This is a genomic window from Aquitalea sp. FJL05, from assembly GCF_003852595.1.
GTDB classification, from domain to species: domain Bacteria; phylum Pseudomonadota; class Gammaproteobacteria; order Burkholderiales; family Chromobacteriaceae; genus Aquitalea; species Aquitalea aquatilis.
Genome location: NZ_QAJS01000010.1, coordinates 53,212 through 78,733, shown reverse-complemented (window position 1 = coordinate 78,733; position 25,522 = coordinate 53,212). Strand labels below are relative to the sequence as shown.

The following is a 25,522-nucleotide window of genomic DNA, read 5'->3' as shown; positions in this document are numbered from 1 at the left end:
GCACGGACTACTGCGCTGCCCACCAGCCTCGCGCTACTGCTCGGTCTGGCATGGCTGGCTTCTGGAACAGCCGCCTTGGCCGCGACCAGTATTGAAAACGCTGCCACTACTCAAGCAGCCGCGGCTTATCCGGGGAAAGCAACTTCCAACATGTTTGGAGCGCAATTATTCGATGGTCATTTTAGCCAGATACCAAGCAGCGGCTTCAATCCAGACTACCGGATCAGCCTGGGTGACCGTATCAATCTGCGCCTGTGGGGGGCATTTCCCTACGAAGGCCAATTGCCAGTCGATCCGCAAGGCAATATTTTCATTCCCAATGTCGGCCCGGTTGCAGTGGCTGGCGTGCGTAATGCCGAACTGAACCCACACATCAGCCAACAGCTCGGCAAGGTATACAAATCCAATGTCCGCATGTACGCCAGCCTGGAGACGGCCCAGCCGGTCAAGGTCTTCGTCACCGGCTACGTCAAACAGCCAGGCCTCTATGGCGGCCTGGCGGCCGACAGCCCGCTCAGCTATCTGGACAAGGCTGGCGGCGTGGACAATGCCAGAGGCAGTTATGTGGATATTCGCATCTTGCGCGCCGGGCAATTGCGACTGCAGATCGATCTCTACCGTTTCCTACTGAACGGACAGCTGGATGTCACCCAGTTTGCCGATGGCGACGTGATCGTCGTCGGGCCGCGCCAGCATACCTTCTCCATGCGCGGCGAGGTGTACAACGCCTATGACTTCGAATTTCCCCACCCCAGCATCACGCTGCAGCAGGCCCTGGCCATGGCCAGGCCAAAACCTGGCGCCACCCACGTCAGCATTGTGCGTGGCCAGGGCAGCGCGCGCCGCAGCGAATACCACGCACTGGCTGCCATCGAGGGGCTGCAGCTGGAAGACGGCGACCAGCTAACCGTCACCGCCGACCGCTATGCCGGCACCATCCAGATCCGCGTGGAAGGAGCCCACTCCGGCGAACATGCCATCGTACTGCCCTATGGGGCCAGCATGGCCGACATCCTTGCCCAACTGCGCGGCAACAGCATGTCACAAACTAATGCTCTGCAACTGTTTCGCCAATCCGTCGCCCAGCGACAGCAGGAAATGCTGGATGTCGCGCTCAACAAGCTGCAGGAAAGCGCACTTTCCGCCCGCTCAGCGACCAAGGAAGAGGCTGACTTGCGCAGCAAAGAAGCCGAACTGATTAGCAAATTCGTCGAACAAGCGCGCAAAGTCACCCCTAAAGGGCAGGTGATTCTGAATGAAGAAAATCTGAGCAGCACTCTGCTGGAAGACGGCGACATTATTCGCATCCCGGAAAAAAGCAGCGTGGTGCAGGTACACGGCGAGGTGCTATTTCCCAATGCACTTGGCTGGCAACGCGGTCTGAGCGCAACAGACTATATCAAACGTGCAGGTGGCTTCATGCAAGAGCCGGACGATTCTCGCATTGTCATTATTCGGCAAAACGGAGCCGTCATTACCGACCGTAATCCCTCCATCCAGGCAGGCGATGAAATAATGGTATTACCAAAAATAGAAGCAAAAAATATTGAAATCACACGCAGCATAACTCAAATTTTGTATCAAATTGCCGTCTCTGCCAAAGTAATATTCTCATTTTAAAACTATATATTTCTATTATTGGAAATAAACATGAAACCATTTCAACTCAAAACAAATCACTCCCCTACCCTGCTTGAGGTGATTATCCCATTCCGTTGGACTGACAAACGCCCCGATCTACTTGATCGTTTAAACTATCCGCTGATGGATACACAGCGTCCTCACTCTGTTCATTTCACCATCGCAGACGATGGCTCACCTCGTCACATCAGCAGAGAGCTGGAAAAAATATGCCAAAACCACGGATATAATTATCTGCATATTGAAAGCGAACTTGAACCAGTCTGCATGAGCAGAGCTCGCAATATTGGGGTGTGCGCCGTTCCATCTGAATTCATTATGTTTCAAGATGTTGACCTAATGCCCTACGATGGATTTTATAGCGATGTTCTCAATGAGATACAAATACAAAATTTAACCAACAATGCTTCCCTTTTCTTAATGTTCGGTGTTATTTACCTTACACAATCTGCCACCGAACTTTATTACACCACTCCCAGTCATCTGCGTAAAAATCTGTTTATCCAACATCTTCTTAACGAAAATACTCATTACATAGAAAAATTTTCCACCGGAACATCCGTCACCGTATTCAACCGGAATTACTATCTATCACGAGGTGGCTACGATGAAGATTTCATTGAGTGGGGCTATGAGGATATTGAGTTCAATACGCGTTGCATTCGGGCATCACGCTACTTCCCTCTCCCGGAAAATTTTCTCACCGATAATCAGTCATTCCGTCACATAAACCGCTACCAGGGGTGGAAAAGCATTTATAGACTTTTTGGCGATATTACTTTTCAAAAAGGAATTGTTTTATTTCATTCCTGGCATGCCATTGATGGCCATTCCGGTTACATGAAACGAAAAGCTATAAACAAGCAACTATTTGAAGAAAAAGTAAAAAAATTCAGCTCGCGGGGAGAAGAACCACCCCCTCTTGCCGCACTAGACAAGGGAAAGACATTATGTTTTTCCTTGACAAATCCTTTTATCTACAACAAAAAAACCGCACCTCTCCTTGGCGAAATATTTTACGAAGATGAAAATAATTTCACCCCAGAAATATTGATTTCGTATATTAAAAAACACGATATAACTCGAATACTATTTCATAATCCATATGCAAACGAACACCGCCAAAAATTATTTAATACCATAAAAAATAACAATATTAAATTTATAATCGCCGAGCGAGGTGCATTACGCAATTCGGTATTTTTTGATGACACCGGCTTCAATGCAGATAGCAAAAAATTCGACGAAGATATTTGGAACGTACCGATCACAAAAAATGAACAGGATTATATTCGTAATTATATTATTGAAGAAAAAACACTGGATGAATCACTGGAAAAGCAAGCTGCGTTACTCGGCATAGAGGCAACAAGAAAAAAATTAATGCTGCCGCGACATAAAAAAATCATCTTCATCCCACTACAAAGACCAAGTGACACGGTCATTCTCCATTTCTGTAAAAAAATAGGGGGATATGAAGGATTTATTGAACTCATCAGAAATGCGATATCTCAGCTCAATGATGAATATGTCTTTGTTATCAAAAAACATCCTCTGGAAGATGAAACCCCCGACCTGCCTGGTGCAATATTTGCGAATAACATCAACATCAAGGACTTGCTTGCCATTAGTTCAGCAGTGCTTCTCATCAACTCGGGGGTTGGGATACTGGGCATGCTCTATGAAAAACCTGTTTTATTAGCCGGTGATGCATTTTATGGATCTCCGCTACTCACCCATCAGGTCAGAACTGTTAGTGATATTGAAGATGGATTGAAAAATTTTCAGCCACACCAAGAAACCATTTTACGGTTTTTGAAATATCTAATCATGGACTATTACTCATTTGGTCACTTTCAAACCCGTGAAATACCGTGGAAAGACACTGGCCGTATGACTATTACAACATCGATTGATTTTTACCAAATAAGAATACCTGGGCAACCGGGAATAAATTATTACCCACAAGAAAAAACCGTTCCACAAAGCTCAATTTTATTTGATCGATACCGCACGCCAAAGCTAGCTCCCCCACACCCGCAGCCTATCATAGCGGAAAAGCCCAGCATTAGTATACAACCCAAAAAAATTACGCACGAAATAGAAAAATCAATGATTAAACCCTTACCTTCCACTCGTGCGCGTAAAATAAAAAAATTGCGAGAAGATCCTAGATCATTCCTCTTAGATTCTCGTTATCGGCTACTGAATTTACTTGGAAAAATACTCTGATGGCAAACATCTCAATGCTTGGGCTTGGCAATGAAATTAACAGTTCAACGGTGCTAGACAATCAACAAAATCTCAATATCAAGATAAAAGGAGATAACAATAAAATTCTCATTGGTAGCAAATGTGAATTAAACGGGTTAAATATACAAATTGAAAGCAATGAAAATGTATTGCACATTGGAAACTCATGCCGACTAAAAGGCTGCTTCATCATGAAACTGGCCAATGGCAATCAAATAAATATTGGCCAAAGTTGCACCATGGGTGGTGCCAATTTAATCTGCGGGGAAGGAAGTAGCATTTTTATTGGCGCAGACTGCATGCTGTCCTGGGGAATTGAAATACGTTCCACCGACTCACATGCCATTTTTCAATCCAGTGACGGAAAGCGAATTAATCCAGCAGCGGATATCCGCGTGGAAAGCCATGTATGGATTGGTGCACACTGCACCATACTCAAGGGCAGCCATATCGGAAGTAATTGCGTTGTGGGGATTCATTCTCTGGTATGTGACACCTTTCCCGACAGTGGCCAGATTATAGCGGGCATTCCTGCACGCCCGATTCGACAAGGCATCAACTGGGACAGACGCTTGCTGGGATGACTCGGAAAACATATCCATGCAGCGCCGGTATCGCCATCCGCTCGTGGCGGCTGTTCAACTTGCCCAGGCTGGAAATACTGCTGCAACAGCCCTGTTACTGGTGCCCTCTTGGCACACAAGATGGGCAGCCCCACCGTACCTGGGCAGCTTGGGGGCATAGACCGGCTACCAAACAGCTACGTTTGCATGCCAAGCGCCGTAGCGGGAGCTATCTGGCACTGGAAGATGGTTTCATCCGTTCGCTGGGGCTAGGTGCACAAGGTTATCCACCTTGGTCCATCGTGGCAGATGATCTGGGGATTTACTATGACGCCAGCCAACCGTCACGGCTGGAGATATTGGTCAGACAATTGGCAGCTGACTGCCAGAACACCGCAGAGCCGGAACGACAGGCAGCAGCCCATGTGCTATTGCACAATGCGCAGCACGGCATGGCCTTGTTGCTAGCTTACCGCTTGTCCAAATACAACCATGCGCCTGACTTCTTGCCACCGGTGGGCTGGCAGCACGACGCGGTACTGGTAGTCGACCAGACCGTAGGGGATAGGTCTGTACGTTACGGCAATGCAGATGCTGACACTTTCCGACAAATGTTGCGCACCGCCGTGCAAGAAAACCCGACGAAACAGATCTGGATAAAAACGCATCCAGATGTACTATGTGGCAAGAAACAGGGCTATCTCACCCGGCTAGCCGGAATGGAAGAACGTGTGCAGCTGCTTGGCGTTGATGCCAATCCACTCACGCTACTGCCGCATATAGCGCAGGTTTACACCGTCTGTTCGCAGCTCGGCTTCGAGGCCTTGCTCTGCAACAAACCCGTGGTGACCTTCGGCCAGCCTTGGTACGCCGGCTGGGGCCTGAGCGATGATCGCCATCCTTTGGCCGCCGATCTGGCCAAACGGCGGGGAGCGGCAACACTGCAGCAATTATTTGCCGCCTCCTATCTGCAGTATTGCCGCTATGTGAATCCAAGCACGGGTGGCCTAGGCACACTATTTGATGTCATCCATCATTTGCAGCGCCAAAAAGCAATCAATGATCGCCTACGCGGGGAATTGGTCTGTATCGGCATGAGCTGGTGGAAGCGGGCAGTGCTCGCCCCTTTCCTACGGCAGCCCTCCTGCACAGTGCGTTTTGTCCGATCGGCCAAAGCGCTACAGTATTTACCCATGCAGCCAATGCGCAAGATCGCGGTATGGGGCAGCGGCCAGGCTGACATTCTGCATCTGGCGCAAGAGCGAAACTGGCCGCTGCTGCGGATAGAAGATGGGTTCATCCGTTCGGTGGGTTTAGTTCAAACCTCACTCCACCGTTATCGCTGGCACTGGATGATGAGGGCATATATTTCGACCCACGCCAGCCATCTCGCCTGGAAACGCTGCTGGCCACGCAGCAGTTTGCAGACATGGATCTAGCAGAGGCAGAAGCACTACGGGCACAACTGCTCCGTGCCGGGCTTGGCAAATACAATGTTGGTCAGGATGCATTACAGCTACCCCTGCCCAGGCCCGCTGTCGTCATTCTGGTGGTGGGGCAAGTGGAAGACGATGCCTCGATTTGCAACGGATCGCCATGGATACAGACCAATCTTGCTCTGCTCAAGTCGGTACGGCTGACATACCCAACAGCGTTCATCGTTTACAAACCACATCCCGATGTCGTCAGTGGCAATCGCATTGGCAGCATCACAGCTAAAGACAGTGACAGCCTGGCTGACATGGTCACGACGCAGTGCGATATGCATCTCTGTTTACAGCAGGTGGACCAAGTTCACACCATGACCTCGCTCGCGGGTTTTGAAGCATTGCTGCGTGGTAAGCGCGTGGTTTGCTATGGTCTACCCTTTTATGCTGGCTGGGGCCTGACCCAGGATGTATTCGCCAATGTCCCGCTGGCGAGTGGCACGCCTCATCCGGCCTGGAAACGTCGTGCCAGACGCCTGGCACTGAGCGAGCTGATTGCAGCTAGCCTGTTGCTCTATCCCTGTTATATCGATCCCGTCAGCGGCGATGCCATCTCGCCCAGCCAGGCCGCCACTCTGCTTGCCCACCAAAAGACTGACAAAACAGCGACACGCCTACATGGCAACTGGCTTTCCAAGCAGCTTGGCAAACTGCGCATGCTATGGCGCAGTGTCATGCGCTGACCACGACCGGCATATCCAGCAGCTGCTTGATGAATATCGTCGCATATCCAGGAGTTTTCCTGCTCTCCAACCAGTATCCGGTAACAGATTCGCTCTGCATTTTCGGTTGTACTTAAGCTACCTGAGGCACCAAGACGCATGCCTCGGGGCAAGGTATTCGAAACCGTGCAGGAGCCGCGCTTGCCGCCCAACGATTTATCCCCACCCAGCCCGACACCACCTCCCGACCCTATCACCACGGTAAGGGGTACTTCTTCTTCACAGCCAGTGGCGACGACGCATGTTCCTGCACTACAGGCCCTGCTCAGACACAGGAGAATCCTGTTGCTGCAAGGGCCAATGGGCTTTTTCTTTTACCAGTTTGCTTACTGGCTGCAACAACACAAGTGCATGGTTTACCGCGTGTTGTTCAATGGTGGTGACTGGCTGTTTTATGGCAACCAGCAGGCGGAACATTACTGCGGTAAACCCGAAGAATTTGCCATCTGGTTGCACGCCTATCTGGCAGAACGGGGCATTGAGGCCATCGTCTGCTTCGGAGACTGTCGCCAATACCACCAGACTGCCGCAGCCATCGCCAGACAGTGCCATCTGGCATTCTATGTGTTTGAGGAAGGGTATCTGCGGCCAGACTACATCACTCTGGAAAAAGACGGCGTCAATGCACGCTCATCGCTGGCCGGGTATTCCGCTGCGCTCACGACTCCAGCTCTGGGCGAACATCATCCGGCCAAACCGGTTAACGCGTCTTATCCGCGCATGGCCATGTCGGCGATGGCGTATTACGGTGCCTGCTGGCTGCTGCATTGGCGCTATCCGCATTATGAGCACCACAAACCACTCCTGCCCGTGCCGGAAGCATGGCGATGGATGCGCTCAGGCCTGCGTAAAATGCTCTACCTCCTTACCGAATACCGGCTGCGCCGCGACATGCTGGGTCTGCGGCAGAATCGATTCTTTCTGGTCGCCCTGCAAGTATTCAATGACAGCCAGGTGCGACATCACAGCAGCTACGGCGATGTGCAGGAATTCATTCGCGAGGTCATCACCTCGTTTGCTCGCCATGCAGCGCATGATCACCACCTGCTGCTGAAGCACCACCCGATGGACCGGGGGCATCGGCAGTATCGGCAGCAGATACGCCAGATCGCGCTACAGCTGGGCGTCTGCCAGCGTGTGCATTATCTGCATGATGCCCATCTACCCTCGTTGCTCAAGGCCAGTCGAGGGGTGATTACCATCAACAGTACAGTCGGACTGTCCGCTCTATATCACGGTAAACCCGTCATCACCCTGGGTAGCGCGCTGTATGACATGCCGGGGCTAACTGCGCAGTGCCCGCTAGCTGAATTCTGGCAACGGGCACCGGTACCAGACCCGCAACGCTACCGACAGCTACGTCGGTCATTGCTGCACCATACCCAATTGAATGGCTCTTTTTATGGTGCCTGCCACTGGATGGCTTCTCCGGCAGGCTCAGCTCCGGCATCACCTCGTCATCGCGTCAGATTCATTCTGACCATGCTGGCTGTGCTGGCCTGTCAGTTGCTGTGGCCGACCTGAAACCTGCGCATGCCAGGCACCGCAGCGCATGGCCGGGGTTTCACTGCTGAACCGGGCCAGCCAGTAGCCAACGCGCCGCCAGCAGCGGCGCTCGTGTCGAATGAAACGCAGCAGGGCATGGCCCCAACTGTCGGACTCCGGGGGTGTGGTGTTTACATGGTGCCGACAGAACATTTCTCTCTCCCGAAAACAGGCTGCGCGGATGAGAAAAATATAGCGCCGGGCGGGTGAATATCCTGTCAAGAGAGGACTGGCCCACATAAAAAACACGCAAAAAAACGGCAGCCTTGCGGATGCCGTTCGGTTTTCTCGCGGATAGCTAGCGCTTATTTGGGCCGGTTGATCGCCTTGCTGCCAATGTCACGACGCAGCTGGCAACCATCGAAATGGATGGCATCGGCCACGGTATAGGCCTTGGCCTGTGCCATCTTGACGCTGTCACCCAGACCGACTGCACACAGCACACGGCCACCATGGCTGACCACCTGCTTGCTGTCGTTAAAAGTGGTACCGGCATGGAACACCATGCTGTCGGCGGTTTCAGCCGGCAGGCCGCTGATAACGTCGCCCTTGCGCGGGGCCTCGGGGTAGCCGGCGGCAGCCAGTACCACGCCCAGCGCCACGCGGCGGTCCCATTCGGCTTCGACCTGATCGAGCTTGCCATTGACGCCTGCCTCCAGCAGCACGGTGAAGTCGGACTTCAGGCGCGCCATGATGGGCTGGGTTTCCGGGTCGCCAAAGCGGCAGTTGAATTCGATGGTAAACGGGTTACCGTCCTTGTCTATCATCAGGCCGGCATAGAGAAAGCCGGTATAGCTGTGGCCATCCTTTTTCATGCCTTGCACCGTCGGCAGGATGATTTCGCGCATCACGCGGTTGTGCACTTGCGGGGTGACCACCGGTGCCGGGCTATACGCGCCCATGCCGCCGGTATTGGGGCCGAGGTCGTCGTCCAGCAGGCGCTTGTGGTCCTGGCTGGTGGCCATCGGCAGCACGTGATCACCATCCACCATGACGATGAAGCTGGCTTCTTCGCCCTGCAGAAAGTCTTCGATCACCACGCGTGCACCGGCACTGCCCATCTTGTTACCCACCAGCATGTCGTCGATGGCGGCATGCGCTTCTTCCAGCGTCAGTGCCACCACCACGCCCTTGCCAGCGGCCAGGCCGTCGGCCTTGATCACGATGGGCGCACCCTTGGCATCGACATAGGCATGCGCCTCGCCAGCATCGCTGAAGGTCTGGTAGCCCGCAGTGGGAATGCCATGACGCTGCATGAAGGCCTTGGCGAAGTCCTTGGAGCTTTCCAGCTGGGCGCAGTACTGGGTGGGGCCGAAGATTTTCAGGCCAGCAGCACGGAAGGCATCCACCACGCCGGCAGCCAGCGGGGCTTCCGGGCCAACCACGGTCAGCTGGATGTCTTCGCTGCGGGCAAAGGCGACCAGTTCTTCATTACTGGCCAGCGCAATATTGGTGAGATTGGGGTCGAGCGCGGTGCCGGCATTGCCCGGTGCCACAAACACCTTGGAGACGCGGCTGGACTTGGCAATACGCCAGGCCAGCGCGTGTTCGCGGCCACCAGAGCCGATTACCAACACTTTCATCTTGCGAGATCCTTCATCGTTGGGCGACAGGCATGTTGCCGTCGCCAGCATTGTGCCGCAGCCATGGTGGGACTACGGTCAGAATTGTACATTCAAGCTGGGGGGAAACGGGTAGTTTCCACTGTTTGCATCCGGCAGCAATTGGCGTCGACCACTGACCGGCTTGCCGTCGATCCGGCCCTGCCAGCTGATATCCAGCGGGTAAAAACGGCCGACCGGCTGGCCCGCTTGCTGCAGCCACTGCCAGCGTACCTGCAGATCGGTCACTGCCGGGCAGCCGGCACCAGCGGCATCGGCACACACGCCATTATTGTCAGCCTGTTCAGTCAGGCGGCCCATGCTGCGGATGTCGCTGGCCACGGCATGGAAAAATTCCACCGTACTGGCGCTGTAGCCTTGCTGGGTGTAAGCGCTCTGCATGACCCAGCCCCACTCCTGCGGGCCCAGTTGCACCACCCGGGCCGCAGCGGCCATGCCGTTGGTCCCCATTTCCAGCTGTTTTTCGGTTTGCAGCACAAACTGGCCATCTTGCAAGACAAAGCACAACAGGCGGCTGATGCCGGAGGCGGCAAAGCTGTCCATGCCTTCGCCGGCCGAATCTGCCGTATCTGCCACAAAAGTGCTCAGCAACAACTGGCGGCCCTGGCCATCACGCGCCAGTTGCAAGGGGCCGAACGCACCGACAAACGGCCCCGGACTATTGCTGGCCTGCGCCTGCAGCTTCCATTGGCCCGGTTTCGGCCCGGCCTGCATGTCCTGCTGGCTGCGGTAAACCGCCACGGCCTGTTCGGCCAGACGCTTCAGGTCAGGCGCATGGGCCACGGCCGGCACTGCCGCGGGTGGCGTGGCAGGCTGTTCCAGCCAGTACACGCCGGCGGCCAGGCCGAGTATCAGCACAATCAGCAGCATGGTCCTGTTGGTCTTGTTCACGGTTTCTCCGCCAGGCACTGGCGCGACCTGGCACGGTGCTCCCCGCTGCAAGTGCAACGGGGAGGCTGGCGCTGCTTAGTGGCGGAAATGACGTACGCCGGTCAGCACCATGGCAATGCCATGCTCGTCGGCAGCGGCGAACACTTCTTCGTCACGCATGGAGCCACCCGGCTGGATGATGGCCTTGATGCCCTGTTCCGCGATCACGTCGATACCGTCACGGAAGGGGAAGAAGGCATCGCTGGAGGCCACGGCACCTTGCAGGCTCAAACCGGCATCCTGCGCCTTGCGGGCGGCGATGCGGGTGGAGTCCACGCGGCTCATCTGGCCGGCACCGATGCCGACGGTCTGGCCGTTATTGCAGAACACGATGGCGTTGGACTTGACGAACTTGGCCACGCGCCAGGCGAACAGCAGGTCGGACAGCTCTTGCGGGGTCGGTTGACGCTTGGTCACCACGCGCAGTTCGTCCAGCGCCACATTGCGAATGTCCGGGGTCTGTACCAGTACACCACCGCCTACACGCTTCAGTTCGAAGCGGTTGGCACCGGTTTCCAGCGGGATTTCCAGCACGCGCACGTTCTTCTTCGCGGCGATGATGGCCTTGGCTTCTTCGGTGAAGGACGGGGCAATCAACACTTCCAGGAACTGGCCGGTCACCGCTTCCACGGTTTCGGCATCCACCGGACGGTTGAAGGCGATGATGCCGCCAAAGGCGCTGGTGGTATCGGTGGCAAAGGCCAGACGATAGGCGCTCAGCGTGTCGCCAGCCACGGCCACGCCGCAGGGGTTGGCGTGCTTGACGATGACGCAGGCAGTCGCATCGAACGTCTTGACCGCTTCCCAGGCGGCATCGGCATCAGCGATGTTGTTGTAGGACAACTCCTTGCCCTGCAGCTGGCGGTAGCCGGAGATGGTGCCGGCAGCCGGGTCCAGATCGCGATAGAAGGCGGCCGACTGGTGCGGGTTTTCACCGTAGCGCATGTCCTGCACCTTGACGAACTGTGCGTTCAGACGGTTCGGGAAAGCCACGCGTTCCGGCTTGCCGCTCACCACGCCATCGGCCAGGCTGGTTAGGTAGTTGGAAATGGCACCATCGTAAGCGGCGGTGTGGGTGAAGGCTTTCTTGGCCAGTTCGAAGCGGGTGGTCTTGGCCAGCTTGCCGTCATTGGCTTGCAGCTCGGCAGTCAGTGCGGCGTAGTCGGCGGCATCGGTAACGATGGCGACATGGGCCCAGTTTTTGGCGGCAGAGCGCACCATGGTCGGGCCGCCGATGTCGATGTTCTCGATGGCGTCTTCCAGCACACAGTCCGGATTGGCGATGGTGGCTTCAAACGGGTAGAGGTTTACACACACCAGATCGATATTGCCGATATCGTATTCGGCCATCTTGGCCACGTGTTCCGGCAGGTCGCGACGACCCAGGATGCCGCCGTGCACCTTGGGGTGCAGGGTCTTGACGCGGCCATCCAGCATTTCCGGGAAGCCGGTGTAGTCGGATACTTCGGTCACCGGCACGCCGTTATCGGCCAGCAGTTTGGCGGTGCCGCCGGTAGACAGGATGTGCACGCCCAGTTTGGCCAGTTCCCGTGCGAATTCCAGAACACCGGTCTTGTCGGAGACGCTGATCAGCGCGCGTTCGATTTTGGTCATGTTTCTCTACCACCTTGGCTAATGAATGAAAAAAACTGGTCAAGCTTGGACCTGATGCCCGCATCAGGTCTGGTTCGGTATGCCTTGCGCTGCTGGCAGGCACAAAAAAACCGGCCATCCTGTGTGGGGTATGGCCGGTTTATCTTCATATCAAATCATACGACTTCATTTTTTTACGCAGGGTATTGCGATTGAGCCCCAGCAACTCGGCAGCCCGAGTCTGGTTGCCCTGGGTGTGTGTCAGCACCACCTCTATCAGTGGCTTTTCCACGCAGGCCAGCACCATGTCGTAGATGGAGGCAGGTATCTCGCCGTCCAGATCACGGAAATATTGTTCCATCGCCAGCCGTACCGACTGGGAAATATGTTCGTTGTTTTGCATGTTTATTGTTCTGTCTTCAGCATTTCGTGTGAACACTGCTGCTTCGCCCCGATGTCGGCCCCGGGCACCTTTAGCACCGTACTCCCCTGCCGGCTAGACCGGCAGCGACTCCTCCGGCAGGGAGTCATATTCCAGCCGCTCCGATTGCGCGGCCAACTGATCAAAGTAGCCGGCCACGGCCTGTCGTTGCGTCGTGGTGTCTTCCAGCTGATACATCGCCTGGCGAAACTCGTTGGAGCCCCTCAGCCCCCTGGTGTACCAGGCAATATGCTTGCGCGCGATCCGGCAGCCAGAGTATTCGCCATAAAACCCGTACAGATCATCCAGATGTTCCAGCATGATCTGGCTGATTTCACTGACCTGCGGCGGCGGCAACAGCGCGCCGGTGTCGAGGAAATGCTGTATTTCGCGAAAAATCCACGGTCGGCCCTGCGCTGCCCGGCCTATCATCACCGCGTCGGCCCCGGTGTACTGCAATACCTGCTGCGCCTTGTGCGGCGTATCGATATCCCCGTTGGCAATCAGCGGAATACCGATGCTGGCCTTGACCGCGCGGATGGTGTCGTACTCGGCATCGCCGCGATACATGTCTTCACGGGTACGGCCATGCAGCGCCAGCGCGGCAATGCCGCAGTCTTCTGCCAGTTTGGCCACGCGCAGGGCATTGCGGTGTTCGGGACTCCAGCCGGTGCGGGTTTTCAGCGTGACCGGTACATCCACCGCCCTGACCACTGCGTCCAGAATGCGTCCAACCAGCGCCTCGTCACGCAGCAGGGCGGAACCGGCTGCCACATTGCACACTTTCTTGGCCGGGCATCCCATATTGATGTCGATGATCTGCGCACCCTGCTCGACATTGATGCGCGCGGCCTCGGCCATCTGGGCGGGGTCGGAGCCGGCGATCTGCACCGAAATCGGCTCCACCTCGCCGGCATGATCAGCCCGGCGCAAGGTCTTGGCCGTGGCCCACAGCGATTTGTTGGAGGTGATCATCTCCGACACCGCCATGGCTGCGCCCATTTTCTTGCACAGCATGCGAAACGGCCTGTCCGTCACACCGGCCATGGGTGCCACGATCAGCCGGTTTTTCAGGGTATAAGGACCAATGCGCATCAGGGTTTTCTGCGGTCAAACAAGCAAAAGGGCGGCCATTGTAATGCTTTTTTTTTAAGCAGTAAAAACCTTTTTGCTTATTTTTTGAGCAAGATCGATAGCGAGAAGATAATGGTACAGCCGGGTACTGCAGAAGGGGTGGGGATTGGAAGTCAGCCGATAAGCCGGGTTCTGTCGTTGGACAGTCATTCCTCTAGTACTGCCGTTACCGACAGTCTCAAGCAACCTACCCGGGGACAACGCGAGCCACGTTAACGCCCCCCTATTTGGTCTTGCTCCTGATGGGGTTTAGCCTGCCGTCCGTGTCGCCACGTCCGCGGTGCGCTCTTACCGCACCTTTTCACCCTTACCTGTGCTGACAAGTCAGCCATCGGCGGTTCAGCTCTCTGTTCCACTTTCCGTCGCCTCACGGCGCCCGGCCGTTAGCCGGCATCATGCTCTATGGAGCCCGGACTTTCCTCCCCGCCCCTGCTTGCGCAGCGGCGCGGCGACTGTCTGTCTGACTTCCAGCCGACAGTTTACCCGAAGCAGATCAAACACGCGGCATTTTTTCCTGCAGCGAAATAGCATTCATTTATACTAGCGGGTCATTTCTGCGGGGTTCGTTTAAGAATGGAGCTGAATCAGGCCAGGCTGTCGCGCTTGCAGCTGCTTGGCACGCTGGTCATCATTTTCTTGCTGGCATTGACGCTGGCAGGCTATTTCCTGCTGACCAGCTGGACAGATTTCCATTCGCGTCAGCAACAGATCGAAGGCGATGCCTACCAGCATGCGCGCGACTACCTGCAATCCTCTGGCGATCACACCGCGCTGACCCTGCTGGCCCTGCGCGACCACTCCACCGACCTGCTCAAGCAACAACTGAAGGAACAAGTCGACCAGGCCTACCATGTGGCCGATGGCATCTGGCAGCGCGAACACCAGCGCTTGCCTGAAGCGCGCATCAAGGCACTGATTGTCGAGGCGCTGCGCCCGCTGCGCTTTTTCGAAGGTCGCGGTTATTTCTTCATCGACACCATGGACGGGCGCTGCGTCTTGCTGCCCACCGCGCCGGAGCGCGAAGGCAGCTCCTTGCTGGATAATCGCGATGACCATGGCCGCTACATCATGCAATCGCTGATCGAATCGGTCAGCAACCCGGAGCAGCAAGGCTTTACCGCCTATCGCTGGTATTTGCCAGGCAGCCACAGCATGTCGGACAAAGTAGCCTATTCGCGCCAGTTCAAACCCTATCGCTGGGTCATCGGCAGCGGCGAATACATTGCCAATGTCGAAGCCAGCCTGCAGCAACGGGCCATCACCCTGCTCTCGCGCATGCACATGGGCCGTGATGGTGACGATTTCATGGTGGTGGACAATCAGGGGGTATTACTGTTTTACCCCGCTGAACCGGCCTTGCAGGGCAAGCATTATCTGGCGCTGCAACCCGAACTGCGCAAGCGGGTGCTGGAAGTGCTGCAACTGGGCAATCGCGGCGGTTTCATGGAGTACGCCGTGCGCGAAGCCGGCAATGCCAATCCGGTCGCCCATCTGGCCTATGTCCGCCACTTGCCGGGCTGGGAGTGGACGCTGGTGACGGCCATGCATATCCAGTCCATTCGCGACGGCAGCGTACAGGCCCGCCAGCAGCTGGACCAGCAATTGCTGCGCCGTATCGATACCACCCTGCTGATGACGCTGCTGGCCATGGCCAGTGCGGCGCTGTTTTCCTGGTTCTTCGTGCGCTGGATGAATGCGCTGGTGGCCCGCTACCAGCAGGACTTGCGCCAAAGCCATGCCGAGCTGGAAGCCAGCACCCGCGAGCTGAAGCTCAGTCATTTCATGATCGACCACGCTACCGATCTGGTCGCGCTGCGCGCTGCCGACGGCAGGCTGGTCTATGCCAACCGCGCCGCACTGGATTGCCTGGGAGCCGAAGCGGAAGGACTGCAGCAACTGGAGCGACAGCTGTTTGCCCCGACCGACGTCAGCCTGCCGCATACCTTCGAAACCCGGCTGCAATGCTGCCAGGGACATCTGCATCTGGAAGTCACGCTAACCGGCATCGACTACCACGGTGACAGTTATCTGTGTGCCACCGCCCGCGATATCACCCCGCGCCACCATGCCGACCGGCAGCAGCGGCTGGCAGCCAAGGTATTCGAATCCAGCAATGAAGCCATCCTGATCACCGATGCCGACAACCGCATCCTGGCAGTCAACCGTGCCTTCAGCCTGATTACCGGCTTTGGCGAACAGGAGGTGCTGGGGCTGACCCCGGCGCTACTGGCTTCTGGCCAGCACGATGCCGATTTCTACACCCGCATGTGGGACAGCCTGGACAAGCGCGGCCAGTGGTCAGGAGAAATCTGGAACCGGCGCAAAAACGGCGAAGCCTTCCCCGAGTGGCTGAACATCAGTGTGCTGACCGATGAACAGGGCCAGATCACCCACCACGTGGCACTGTTTACCGATATTTCCGAACGCAAGGAACACGAGGCACGCATCCAGCATCTGGCGGAATATGATGCCCTGACCGACCTGCCCAACCGCATCCTGGTCAACGACCGCCTGCAGCAAGCCATCCGCCTGGCCGAGCGCCACGGCGGCCAGCTGGCCGTGCTGTTTGTCGATCTGGATCATTTCAAGAACATCAACGACACCCTGGGCCACAACAGTGGCGACGAACTGCTCAAGCAGGTAGCCAGCCGGCTGTGCGGCGCGGTGCGCGAGCTGGATACCGTGGGTCGTACCGGCGGCGACGAGTTTGTGCTCATCCTGCCGGCCATCGCCCAGCCAGACGAGGCAGCCCAGGTCGCCGAGCGCATCCTGCGCGCCATGCAGGCACCGTTTGATATCGATGGCAATGTGCTGGTGGTGGGATGCAGCATCGGCATCAGCCTGTTGCCAGGTGATGGCAATGATATTCAGACCCTGCTGATGAATGCCGACCTGGCCATGTACCATGCCAAGGCACATGGCCGGAACACCTTCCGCTTCTATACTCGCGAGATGAATACTCAGGTGGCGGACCGGCTGCAACTGGAAAACCGGCTGCGCCGGGCGCTGGAGCAGGATGAGCTGTTCTTGTTATTCCAGCCGCAACACGACATCAACAGTCAGACATTGATCGGCTGCGAGGTATTGCTGCGCTGGCAGGACCCGGAAGAGGGACTGATCATGCCTAATCGCTTTATCCCCATCGCGGAAGACAGCGGCCTGATTGTGCCGCTGGGGCGCTGGGTCATGCGCGAGGCCTGCCTGCAGATGGCACGCTGGCGGGCACAGGGCCTGCAACTACCCAAGATCGCTGTCAATGTGTCGGCCCGCCAGCTGGCACGGCTGGACTTCATCGACGAAGTGCGGGATGCCCTGCAAGAGAGCGGCCTGCCCGGCCATTGCCTGGAAATCGAGGTCACCGAAAGCACACTGATGGAAGACGCCGACCTGGCCTCGCGCCAGCTGGCCATCCTCAAGGCCATGGGGGTGCGGCTATCGGTCGATGACTTTGGCACCGGCTACTCCAGCCTGGCCTACCTCAAGCGCTTTGCCCCGGACACCATCAAGATCGACCGCTCCTTTGTCTGCGACCTGCCCGGTGACAGCGAAGACGCCGCCATCGTGTCCGCCATCATTCACCTGGCACGCGCCCTTGGCATGAGCACGCTGGCCGAAGGCGTGGAAACCGTGGAACAGTGCGACTTTCTGCGCCAGCTGGGTTGCGGCGGCATCCAGGGTTATCTGCTGGGCAAGCCACAGGACGCCACCGCCATTGCCCGCCAACTAGGCGAGCTGGTCAGCGTCAGCTGACACCCGCCCAGCAGCCGTGGCCAGCTCGGCCGCTTGCGGGCGCGGTATCAGCAATGAAGTCAGCCAGGCCAGGCCCACGATGCACAAACCAAGCAGCATGCCACTGGCTGCGGCGGGAACGCCCGGCAGCCAGGCCGGCAGCGCTGGCAGCACGGCGAAGCTGAGCCCGGCCCCCAGATTGAAGGCACCGGCATTCAGGCCGGGCAACAGCCCCGGATACTGTGGTGGCGACAGCACCACACCCAGGCCATTCAGCATGATATTGGCGGTACCGGCATAGGCCACGCCGGCCAGCACGCAGGCAGCCACCATCCACCACAGGCTGTACAAGCCCCAAACCAGCATCAGCACGATGGCCAGCATGCTGCCCAGCAATCCCCATCGCAATACCCGGCCATATCCCCATTGCGGTGCCAGCCGCCCGGCCCACGGCCCCACCAGCCAGCCCACCAGCGCATAGGGCGTCAGCAACAACCACGAGGCTTGATCGGCAGCCAGGCCAAAGCCACTGCCCGCTTGCTGGGCATGGGACATCACCAGGCCATTGATGATGGCGAACACGCCACTCATGGTCAGTATCGTTGTCAGCAACAGTGCCCAGGTGCTGCGCCGGCACAGAATGTCCAGAGCCACCAGCGGCTGTGGGCTACGTTGCTCCCGACGCAGGAATAAGACAAATGCCAATAGCGCCAGCAAGACCATGCCGCCGATGCCGCTCCAGTGCGTAGGCCCGGGAGCCGCCGCCAGATTCAGCGCCCACAGCAGGCTGGCCAGCGTCAGCACCAGCCACCCCACTCCGGGCCAGTCCATGACGGCACCAGCCGACGGGCGCGACTCCGGCGCGCACCTGGCTACCAGCACACAGGCCAGAGCAGCCACCATGGCAATACACCAGAATACCGCCCGGAAGCCGAAGTGGGTCGCCAGCACCCCACCGGCAATGGCATCGATGCCGGCAATGCCGCCATTGACTGCCGTGATCACCCCCATCAGCAGGCCATAGCGCCGGGGATCTTTCACCTCGTGGTACAGCATCAGCAGACAGATCGGCACCACCGGGCCGGATACCTGCTCCAGCCAGTAAGCAAAGTCCTCACTGCCGGTCAATGGTTCCAGATCGGCGATGACGTTGTTGGCACCCAGCCACTCGCTCGCCAGCAACATGGCCTGCTGGGTAATCACGTCATCGTTGACCAAGACCGGATAGCCATGCTGAAACAGCACCTCCGCCTGTGCGCCGAAACCGGCGGCATGTTGCTCGGCCAGTTGGCGGATGCGCTGGTGCAGCAAATCACGCACAGCCGGATTCAGCGCGCGTACAGTGAGGCGCAATTCGGCACTGGCCGGAATCACATTGGCGGCATCGCCGGCCAGAATGGCCCCCACGGTAAGCACCGCCGTTTCCAGCGGTGGCACATTGCGCGAAACAATGGTCTGCAATGCCAGCACCAGCGACGCCGCCACCACCACCGGGTCGACTGCGCGTTGTGGCATGGCGCCATGACCACCAGTGCCATGGATCAGAATGGTGATGGTGTCGGTGGAGGCCATGAAGGGGCCGGCACGAAAACCCAGCTTGCCCAGCGGGATGCCCGGCATATTGTGCAAGGCGAAGATGGCATCACAGGGAAAGCGCTGAAACAGCCCGTCATCCAGCATGCGCTGGGCACCGGAGCCGCCATGCCCCTCCTCTGCCGGCTGGAAAATCAGGTGCAGGGTGCCGGCAAAACGCCGGCTGCGTGCCAGCTCGCAGGCGGCCAGCAGGATGGCGGTGTGGCCATCATGACCGCAGGCATGCATCTTGCCGTCGATGCGACTGGCCCAGGGCAGGCCGGTTTCCTCCTGAATGGGCAGGGCATCCATGTCGGCACGCAGGCCAATGGTTGGCCCGCGACCGCAATGCAGACTCGCCACCACCCCGGTGCCGCCGATACCTTCGGTGAGCTGGTAGCCCCAGCCCTGCAGCTTTTCCATCACCAGCCGCCGGGTATTGAACTCCTCGAAACCCAGTTCGGGATGAGCATGCAACTGGCGGCGCAGGGCCACCATTTCATCGTTGATACGCAGGATGCCGGGCAGAATGGCGCTGTGCATGGGAACAGTCTCCGCAATCAGGTACAGGACTGCAAAGACTGGGAGAAAAACCCTGGCGGGCGATACCGGGACAAAGTGCAGGGCGGCCCGCCAGGCGTTGGCGCTAATCGAAGCGCAGGGTGTAGCGAGACTCCACCGAGGTATTGGTGCCGGCACGCAATACCATGGACCAGCCCTTGCTCAGCTGGTAGGCCAGCTTGACTGCCTGATCGGCGCTGGTCACGCCATATTCGTAGCCCAGGTACAGTTCACGGGTGAGCTGACGCCCCACCGTCACCACCTGCTCGGCCGGGCTTACCGTACCATTGGCCAGGGTTCTTTCCTTGCGGCTGGCCAACCCCAGCTCGTCGAACAGGCCAACCTGATCATTGATGGAACCGGCCAGCATCATGCCGGCGGAGGCAGCCAGCGCAGCATCGTCGCGATCGCCACTGGCAGCATGACCCAACACCAGCCAGGACAGCTTGTCCTTTTCCGACATCGACTCATCGGCCACCAGCCGGATGCGCGGCGCGGCCACGCTGCCGGTCACCTCCACACCAGCCCCCACCGGGGACAGATGGCGCTTGGCCACGACATTCAGCACCGGATTATCCAGCGGGCCGACAAAGCTGATGATGCCCTGCTCAATATCCAGATCCTGGCCATAAGCCTTGTAACGCCCCTTCACCACCCTCACCTGTCCGCGCGCGCCCGGCGGCATGCCCGGATTGGCCGTGACCTTGACCACGCCGGTCAGCTCCACGTCCAGCCCCTGACCAACCAGACGGAAACGCTCGCCCAGATCGAGATCCAGCGCCACGGTCAGCGGCAGGCTGGCAAAGGCCGACGGCTCGGCATTCTCGCGCCCTTTGATCACCACATCGTCGCTCAGGCTGGGCGCACCGGTCTTGGGCAGGTCGATACGGCCCTGATCGGCACGAATACGACCGGTCAGCGAAATTTTCTTATCCACCATGCTCAGTTCGGTGCTGCCGGATACCACCAGTTTGCGGCTGGGCTTATCGAACACGCTGAACTTGTTGAGCGTGACCCTCACCGTGGCATCCGGTCCGGCTTCTTTCAGGTCCAGGCTGCCGCTGGCGCTCACTTCACCCTGGCCACCGGCAAAGCGCAGCTTGTCCAGGATCAGGCTGCGGCCACTCATTCTGGCCTGCAACACGCCATCGCCCAGCCGGATACCGGTTTTATGGTCGGCCAGCAGCAGCTTGCTGCCCTGGATGGAGCCCTGGGCCTGCAACTGTCCCAGCGGCCCGGTCAGCGACAGATTGGCCGACAGCTGGCCGGCCAGTTCGAGCGAGGGCGAAGACAGCTGCGCCAGGTTGGCCAATGAAGGCAGCGATACCGAGGCGGTGGCCGACAGCGGGGTGCGGCTGTCGATGACCCCACCATTCCATGGCAGGCTGCCCTTGCCGGTCAGCTGGGCATAGCGGCTGTCGATGTCGGTGTCGAACAACAGGCTGCCACCGTCAAAGCGCAGCCTGAGCTGGGCAGATTTCAGTCCGAGTGCGGCAGGACGTCCGGCCTCGGCCGGCAGGCTGATGTCGCCGGCCACGCGTTTCAGCCAGAGCTGACCTTGTGGTCGATTACCGTTCAGCTTCAAGTCCCAGCCGCTATCCAGCACCAGATTCTGCTCGACCGGCAAATGAAGCAGCGGGGCCAAGTCGGTCAGCCGCAAGCCCTCGGCATGGCCTTGCGTGCTCAGGGCTCCGTCGCTGGTACGGGTCAGCTCGCTCAGGCTCAGGCTGCCGCCCAACAGCGCCAGCCGGGCACTGCCCAGTTTGATGCGCGCCGCACCGGCTTCCAGCGCCAGCGGTGACAGCAGGCTCAGTCCGGGCTTGCCCGTCAGTTCCAAGCCTTCCAGCACGCCTTGCCACTGACCGCTATTGACCGGCAGACCACCACTGGCGGCCAGCTGCAAGCCATAGGGGCGGCCGTCCAGCCGCAGTCGTCCATCCAGTTGCAGCCGGTGGCGGGTGCGGGTACCACTGCCCTGTGCCCGCAGCTGCTCGGCACTGAAGCTGCCGGCCTGCAGCTTGTCGGCTACCAGTTGCAGCCGGAAAGGACTGCTGGGGTCAGCCTTGATGTCGCCGTCCAGACTCAGGCTCTGCACCGCCAGATTGCCCGGCAGGCGCAAGCGTTCGGCGCGCAGGCTGGCGCTGAGCAGCGGTGCCTTGGGGGTGCCGGCCAGTTCGGCCTGGCCCTTGATCACACCGGAGAAATCCCGCCCCAGCAACGACAGATTGGGCGCATCAATCAACAGCTTGAGCTTGTCGCCAGCTGCGCCATAAGCACCAGTGGCCTGCAGCCGGTTACTGGCCAGCCTGAGGTCGGCAGCCAGCTGGCGCAAACGCTGTCCCTGCCAATCGGCGCTGAACTGGCCGGACAAGGCGGCACCCGACAGCCGACTGGGTGCGAACTGCAGGCCCACTTTGCCACTGAGCGGCGCGGCCAGCTGACCGCTGGCCTTGATGGCAGCATTCAGTTCGCCAGCCGGCAAACCGGCTTGCAAGCGCGAGGGATCAGCCTTGAGCAACTTGCCTTCCAGCAGGTATTCCTGCCGCCCTTCCAGCCCCAACTGGCCGCTCAACGCCACTTTGCCGGCACCGGCAGTCAGATCCAGCTGGCGCAGCAGCAGCACCTTGCCAGCAGCCGCCTGCTGAAAGCCCAGTGCTGTCTGCAATTGCAGGGTCTTGCCGTACAGGCTGGCCTTGATATCAGGTCCGCTCAGCGCTCCGGCCACCCGCGCCGTGCCCTTGATGACATCATCCGGCGCGGCCTCATGCAGGGTACGCAGGCCGATATTGTCCAGCAGCGCCACGATGTCCAGCGAGTTGTGTTCGACCTTGCCGGTGAGGTTGAGCTGACCACCGCCCAGCTGGGCCATCAACTTGTCCAGATGCAGTGCTTTTTCGTCGGCACGGAATTCCCCCACCAGCAACGACAGGGGGAGCTGGCTGGCTGACAGCGGGCCGGGCTGGCTGTTGAGCAGGGATAGCCCGCCCTTGATGCGCGGGCCGCCGTCCGGTTCGGCATGCACGGCAAAGCCCAGCCGGGCCTTGGGCCAGGCCGGCATGATGGCCTGCGGGTTGATGCCGCCCACGCGCACATCCAGCCGGCTGAAACGGTTGTAGGGATTGAAAGCAAAAGGGTGCAGCAAGCCATGAGCTTCAGCCAGCATGCCCTTGCCGCTGGCGGTGCCATCCACTTGCAGCTGCAGCAGATTGCCGCCCAGTTTCAATCCGGCCAGTAGTGCAATCTGTTCCAGTTCGCCCTGGGCCTGCAGTTGGCCACGGATGGCGAAGGGACTGCTATCTCCCAGTTGCAGCGCGGCACTGGTACTGCCCCAGGGAGTTTGCAGGCTGTGCAGCTGCAAGCTGTGCTGCTGGCGGTCGTAGCGATAAGCCGCCTGCAGGCCGTACAAGCGCACATCGGCCGGCAATACGGTAAGGCTGGCCAGACTCAGCTTGTCCACTTGTACGGCTACCGGCAGCGACAGCGAGGCTGGCGCTCCAGCGGCCGGCGTGGGCGGGCTGGGGCGCGTGGTCAATCGTACATGGCCAATGCTGAGTGCCTGCACCTGCACCTGGCCTTGCCATAAGGCAGACGGCTGCCATTGCAGCTGCAGGCGGTCGATGTCGGCATCCTCGTACTGCGCGCGCCAGCGAATGTCATGCAGGGTAAAACCCGACCACAGCGTGCCCTCGCTGCGCGCGATGCTCAATTGCTGCCCGGTCAGCGCCGGCAGTTGCTGACACAACCAGGCAAAACCCTGCTCATTGCCAGTCAGCCAGCCCAGGGCGCTGAACAGGGCCAGCACCAGCAGCAAGCAGACATAGCGCCACCAGCGCCGGCGAGGACGGGTCGGTGGCGTCGCCGGCGGCGGGGTATCCGGCATGGCCGGTGCGACGGGAGGCAGGTTTTCGCTCATCAGAATGCCAGCCCCAGGCTCATATTCCAGCGCAATTTGCCGTCTTTCTCGGCCTTGGCGATATCCATCGACAAGGGCGCTACCGGGCTCAGCCAGCGCAGACCGACACCATTGGCATGCTCAAGTCTGAAGCTTTGCCAGCTTTGGGCAGCATTACCGGCATCGTGGAACAGGGCAACGGCCCAGTCCTTGGCCACCGGAATCTGATATTCCAGCGTAGCCGTCGCCACCACCCGTCCGCCCACCACCGCACCATCCGGGCCAGGCAGGCCCAGGCTCTGGTAGTCGTAACCACGCACGCTATTGGAACCACCGGCACGGAATAGCTGGGAAGACGGCACTTCATCGCTGTCCTTGGCCCACACCTGCCCCAGCTCCAGCCTGGTCAGCAAGGTGCCGTATTTGGGCCAGGGGCTCCAGTAACTCACGCCGCGCACATAACCGCGCACAAAGCTGGTGGTCGACAACAAGGAACCCAGCGTGCTGGACAGCGAAACATCCAGCAGCGTGCCGGAACGCGGGCGCAGCGGGTCGTCCACATCGCGCCGGGTCCAGCCGAATGCCCCCAGCAGCGCCCGGGTATTGTTACTGGGCGTGTTGCCGATGGTTTCCTTTTCCTGGATGAACTCCACCCCGAAGCGGGCATTGATCTTGTCATGCGAGCGGATGCGCCAGGCACCGGCGTCCACCGTGGTGGTTTTCACGCCCTGGATATCGGTTTGCTTGAACGAGGAAGTAATGGAGTGCGAGTAGCCATTGGCCTGGCGCGGGAAGCCCAGACCAAAGCTGAGATTGCGGTCGCTGTTTTTCCAGTCCAGCAATACCGAACCGGTCCAGCCCTTGCCGAACAGATTGTAGTAGTCATAACCGATACGGGTACCCGGACCGTCTTCCGAGTCGTAAGTCAGACCCAGCTCCAGCTTCTGCTTGGGAAATTCGGTCAGGCTGACTTCCACCGGCACCTGATCCTGCTCGATACGCGCCATGTCGGCACTGACCACCACGCCGGAGTAATGCGGAGACTGTTCCAGCGCCGACTGATAATCCAGCAGCTTCTTCTGCTGATAGGGGTCACCCTGGCGGAAATCGGCCAGTCCGGTGGCCACATTCAGCGGATAGCGCCGGTTGCCGCTGATATGGGTGGGGCCGAAGCTAATCTGTGGCCCGCTGTCCACCTGTACCAGCAACTGGCCACGATGGGTTTGTGGGTCGATATCGGCCTGGCTTTTGACGATGCGGGCCAGCGGGAAACGGTCGATGGTGAGCAAGCGCAAGATAGCACGCTTGCTGCTGCTCCAGTCGTCCTGGCGGTAAGGCGCGCCCATCGGCAGCGCCCAGGCTTCCAGCACCGTAGCCAGCCTTTGCTGATAATCGGCCTGCTGGCGAATCGGCCCATTCAGCTGCAGCGTGACATCGTCGATGATGACCGGCTCGCCGGCCTCCACCTTCAGCACATAGTGCTGTGCCCCCTGCTCTTCCACGTGGATGCGGGCAGAAAAATAACCTTCGGTTTCCAGCAGTGCCTGCGCGGCGGAGGGGGTTTCCTTGATGATGGCTTGCAGCTGGAAATCATCCAGATCCGCATCGTTGCGGGCGGAGATCAACTCCAGGTGCTCATTTAGCAGAGTGGCGAGCGCCGCCGGTGCTTCCACACTGACGGTGTAATCCACCTTGGCCCATGCCGGTGCAGCGCACAGCGCGAGGGCGAAAGCGGATGACAAGGCAAGGGGATGGGTTCGTGGCAGCATGTCGACATTCATCAGGAATCCGACTGATGGTAGCGAAACTGGTTCAGTCTGGCGAGGAATGTCGGTAGCAGCCGCGCAGGCAGGAGAC

At 58.7% G+C, this 25,522-nt stretch carries 15 protein-coding genes and 1 other RNA gene; 7 read left to right on the top strand and 9 right to left on the bottom strand.

From position 1 onward, the window contains the following. The first annotated feature begins 150 nt into the window (after nt 1–150). The 6 genes from DBR44_RS10910 to DBR44_RS10890 all read left to right on the top strand — a co-directional run bounded on the left by DBR44_RS10910 (nt 151) and on the right by DBR44_RS10890 (nt 8,190). Entirely contained in the window at nt 151–1,620 is a 1,470-nt protein-coding gene (locus DBR44_RS10910; RefSeq protein WP_199731024.1) for a polysaccharide biosynthesis/export family protein, read from the top strand. Between the two features lie 30 nt (nt 1,621–1,650). Further along, nucleotides 1,651–3,873: a galactosyltransferase-related protein gene (locus DBR44_RS10905; protein ID WP_124644087.1), complete on the top strand. Its 2,223-nt coding sequence runs from the start codon at nt 1,651–1,653 to the stop codon at nt 3,871–3,873. Then, nucleotides 3,873–4,478, top strand: a complete 606-nt coding sequence (locus tag DBR44_RS10900) for an acyltransferase (protein WP_124644086.1) — start codon at nt 3,873–3,875, stop codon at nt 4,476–4,478. Before DBR44_RS10905 ends, DBR44_RS10900 begins: the two co-directional genes overlap by 1 nt. Nucleotides 4,479–4,660: 182 nt before the next feature. Next, nucleotides 4,661–5,896 (top strand): hypothetical protein, encoded by a 1,236-nt coding sequence (locus DBR44_RS19775; RefSeq protein ID WP_233578490.1) that lies wholly within the window; start codon nt 4,661–4,663, stop codon nt 5,894–5,896. Beyond that, nucleotides 5,887–6,627, top strand: a complete 741-nt coding sequence (locus DBR44_RS19770; RefSeq protein WP_233578488.1) for a hypothetical protein — start codon at nt 5,887–5,889, stop codon at nt 6,625–6,627. Before DBR44_RS19775 ends, DBR44_RS19770 begins: the two co-directional genes overlap by 10 nt. 324 nt (nt 6,628–6,951) lie before the next feature. After that, nucleotides 6,952–8,190: a capsule biosynthesis protein gene (locus DBR44_RS10890; protein ID WP_158613598.1), complete on the top strand. Its 1,239-nt coding sequence runs from the start codon at nt 6,952–6,954 to the stop codon at nt 8,188–8,190. Between the two features lie 326 nt (nt 8,191–8,516). Here DBR44_RS10890 and purD read toward each other — a convergent pair whose 3' ends face one another. The 6 genes from purD to rnpB form a co-directional block, all read right to left on the bottom strand. Then, nucleotides 8,517–9,794 carry a phosphoribosylamine--glycine ligase gene (purD, locus tag DBR44_RS10885; protein ID WP_124644084.1) on the bottom strand — a complete coding sequence of 426 codons (1,278 nt, stop codon included), beginning with the start codon at nt 9,792–9,794 and terminating at the stop codon, nt 8,517–8,519. A gap of 78 nt (nt 9,795–9,872) precedes the next feature. Continuing rightward, the gene (locus DBR44_RS10880) at nt 9,873–10,724 is read right to left on the bottom strand and encodes a hypothetical protein (protein ID WP_124644083.1); all 852 of its coding nucleotides are present in this window, start codon (nt 10,722–10,724) and stop codon (nt 9,873–9,875) included. Nucleotides 10,725–10,799: 75 nt separating this feature from the next. Next, on the bottom strand, nt 10,800–12,377 hold the full coding sequence (purH, locus tag DBR44_RS10875) for a bifunctional phosphoribosylaminoimidazolecarboxamide formyltransferase/IMP cyclohydrolase (RefSeq protein WP_124644082.1): 1,578 nt from the start codon (nt 12,375–12,377) through the stop codon (nt 10,800–10,802). 145 nt (nt 12,378–12,522) lie between these two features. Next, the gene (locus DBR44_RS10870; protein WP_045845804.1) at nt 12,523–12,759 is read right to left on the bottom strand and encodes a helix-turn-helix domain-containing protein; all 237 of its coding nucleotides are present in this window, start codon (nt 12,757–12,759) and stop codon (nt 12,523–12,525) included. Between the two features lie 93 nt (nt 12,760–12,852). Next, nucleotides 12,853–13,872: a tRNA dihydrouridine synthase DusB gene (gene dusB / locus DBR44_RS10865; protein WP_124644081.1), complete on the bottom strand. Its 1,020-nt coding sequence runs from the start codon at nt 13,870–13,872 to the stop codon at nt 12,853–12,855. 144 nt (nt 13,873–14,016) lie between these two features. Next, nucleotides 14,017–14,379: RNase P RNA component class A (rnpB, locus tag DBR44_RS10860), an RNA gene on the bottom strand. A 105-nt stretch (nt 14,380–14,484) separates the two neighbouring features. On the opposite strand from rnpB, the gene DBR44_RS10855 reads away from it, so the two are divergent. After that, complete coding sequence (locus DBR44_RS10855) at nt 14,485–17,661, top strand: EAL domain-containing protein (RefSeq protein ID WP_124644080.1); 3,177 nt, start codon at nt 14,485–14,487, stop codon at nt 17,659–17,661. Here DBR44_RS10855 and DBR44_RS19505 read toward each other — a convergent pair. The 3 genes from DBR44_RS19505 to DBR44_RS10840 all read right to left on the bottom strand — a co-directional run bounded on the left by DBR44_RS19505 (nt 17,635) and on the right by DBR44_RS10840 (nt 25,434). Continuing rightward, the gene (locus DBR44_RS19505; protein WP_158613597.1) at nt 17,635–19,755 is read right to left on the bottom strand and encodes an amidohydrolase; all 2,121 of its coding nucleotides are present in this window, start codon (nt 19,753–19,755) and stop codon (nt 17,635–17,637) included. The genes DBR44_RS10855 and DBR44_RS19505 overlap by 27 nt on opposite strands. Nucleotides 19,756–19,858: 103 nt before the next feature. After that, nucleotides 19,859–23,686, bottom strand: a complete 3,828-nt coding sequence (locus DBR44_RS10845) for a translocation/assembly module TamB domain-containing protein (protein WP_124644079.1) — start codon at nt 23,684–23,686, stop codon at nt 19,859–19,861. Beyond that, nucleotides 23,686–25,434 (bottom strand): autotransporter assembly complex family protein, encoded by a 1,749-nt coding sequence (locus DBR44_RS10840; protein WP_233578487.1) that lies wholly within the window; start codon nt 25,432–25,434, stop codon nt 23,686–23,688. Before DBR44_RS10840 ends, DBR44_RS10845 begins: the two co-directional genes overlap by 1 nt. Between the last annotated feature and the right edge of the window lie 88 nt (nt 25,435–25,522).

Bases quoted from the DNA above. Each gene is read 5' to 3' on its own strand.
- purD (WP_124644084.1), bottom strand. From the start codon at position 9,794: ATGAAAGTGTTGGTAATCGGCTCTGGTGGCCGCGAACACGCGCTGGCC.
- DBR44_RS19770 (WP_233578488.1), top strand. From the start codon at position 5,887: ATGGATCTAGCAGAGGCAGAAGCACTACGGGCACAACTGCTCCGTGCC.
- DBR44_RS10905 (WP_124644087.1), top strand. From the start codon at position 1,651: ATGAAACCATTTCAACTCAAAACAAATCACTCCCCTACCCTGCTTGAG.
- dusB (WP_124644081.1), bottom strand. From the start codon at position 13,872: ATGCGCATTGGTCCTTATACCCTGAAAAACCGGCTGATCGTGGCACCC.
- DBR44_RS10870 (WP_045845804.1), bottom strand. From the start codon at position 12,759: ATGCAAAACAACGAACATATTTCCCAGTCGGTACGGCTGGCGATGGAA.
- DBR44_RS10910 (WP_199731024.1), top strand. From the start codon at position 151: ATGTTTGGAGCGCAATTATTCGATGGTCATTTTAGCCAGATACCAAGC.
- DBR44_RS10840 (WP_233578487.1), bottom strand. From the start codon at position 25,434: ATGCTGCCACGAACCCATCCCCTTGCCTTGTCATCCGCTTTCGCCCTC.
- purH (WP_124644082.1), bottom strand. From the start codon at position 12,377: ATGACCAAAATCGAACGCGCGCTGATCAGCGTCTCCGACAAGACCGGT.
- DBR44_RS10855 (WP_124644080.1), top strand. From the start codon at position 14,485: ATGGAGCTGAATCAGGCCAGGCTGTCGCGCTTGCAGCTGCTTGGCACG.
- DBR44_RS10900 (WP_124644086.1), top strand. From the start codon at position 3,873: ATGGCAAACATCTCAATGCTTGGGCTTGGCAATGAAATTAACAGTTCA.
- DBR44_RS10845 (WP_124644079.1), bottom strand. From the start codon at position 23,686: ATGAGCGAAAACCTGCCTCCCGTCGCACCGGCCATGCCGGATACCCCG.
- DBR44_RS19505 (WP_158613597.1), bottom strand. From the start codon at position 19,755: ATGCACAGCGCCATTCTGCCCGGCATCCTGCGTATCAACGATGAAATG.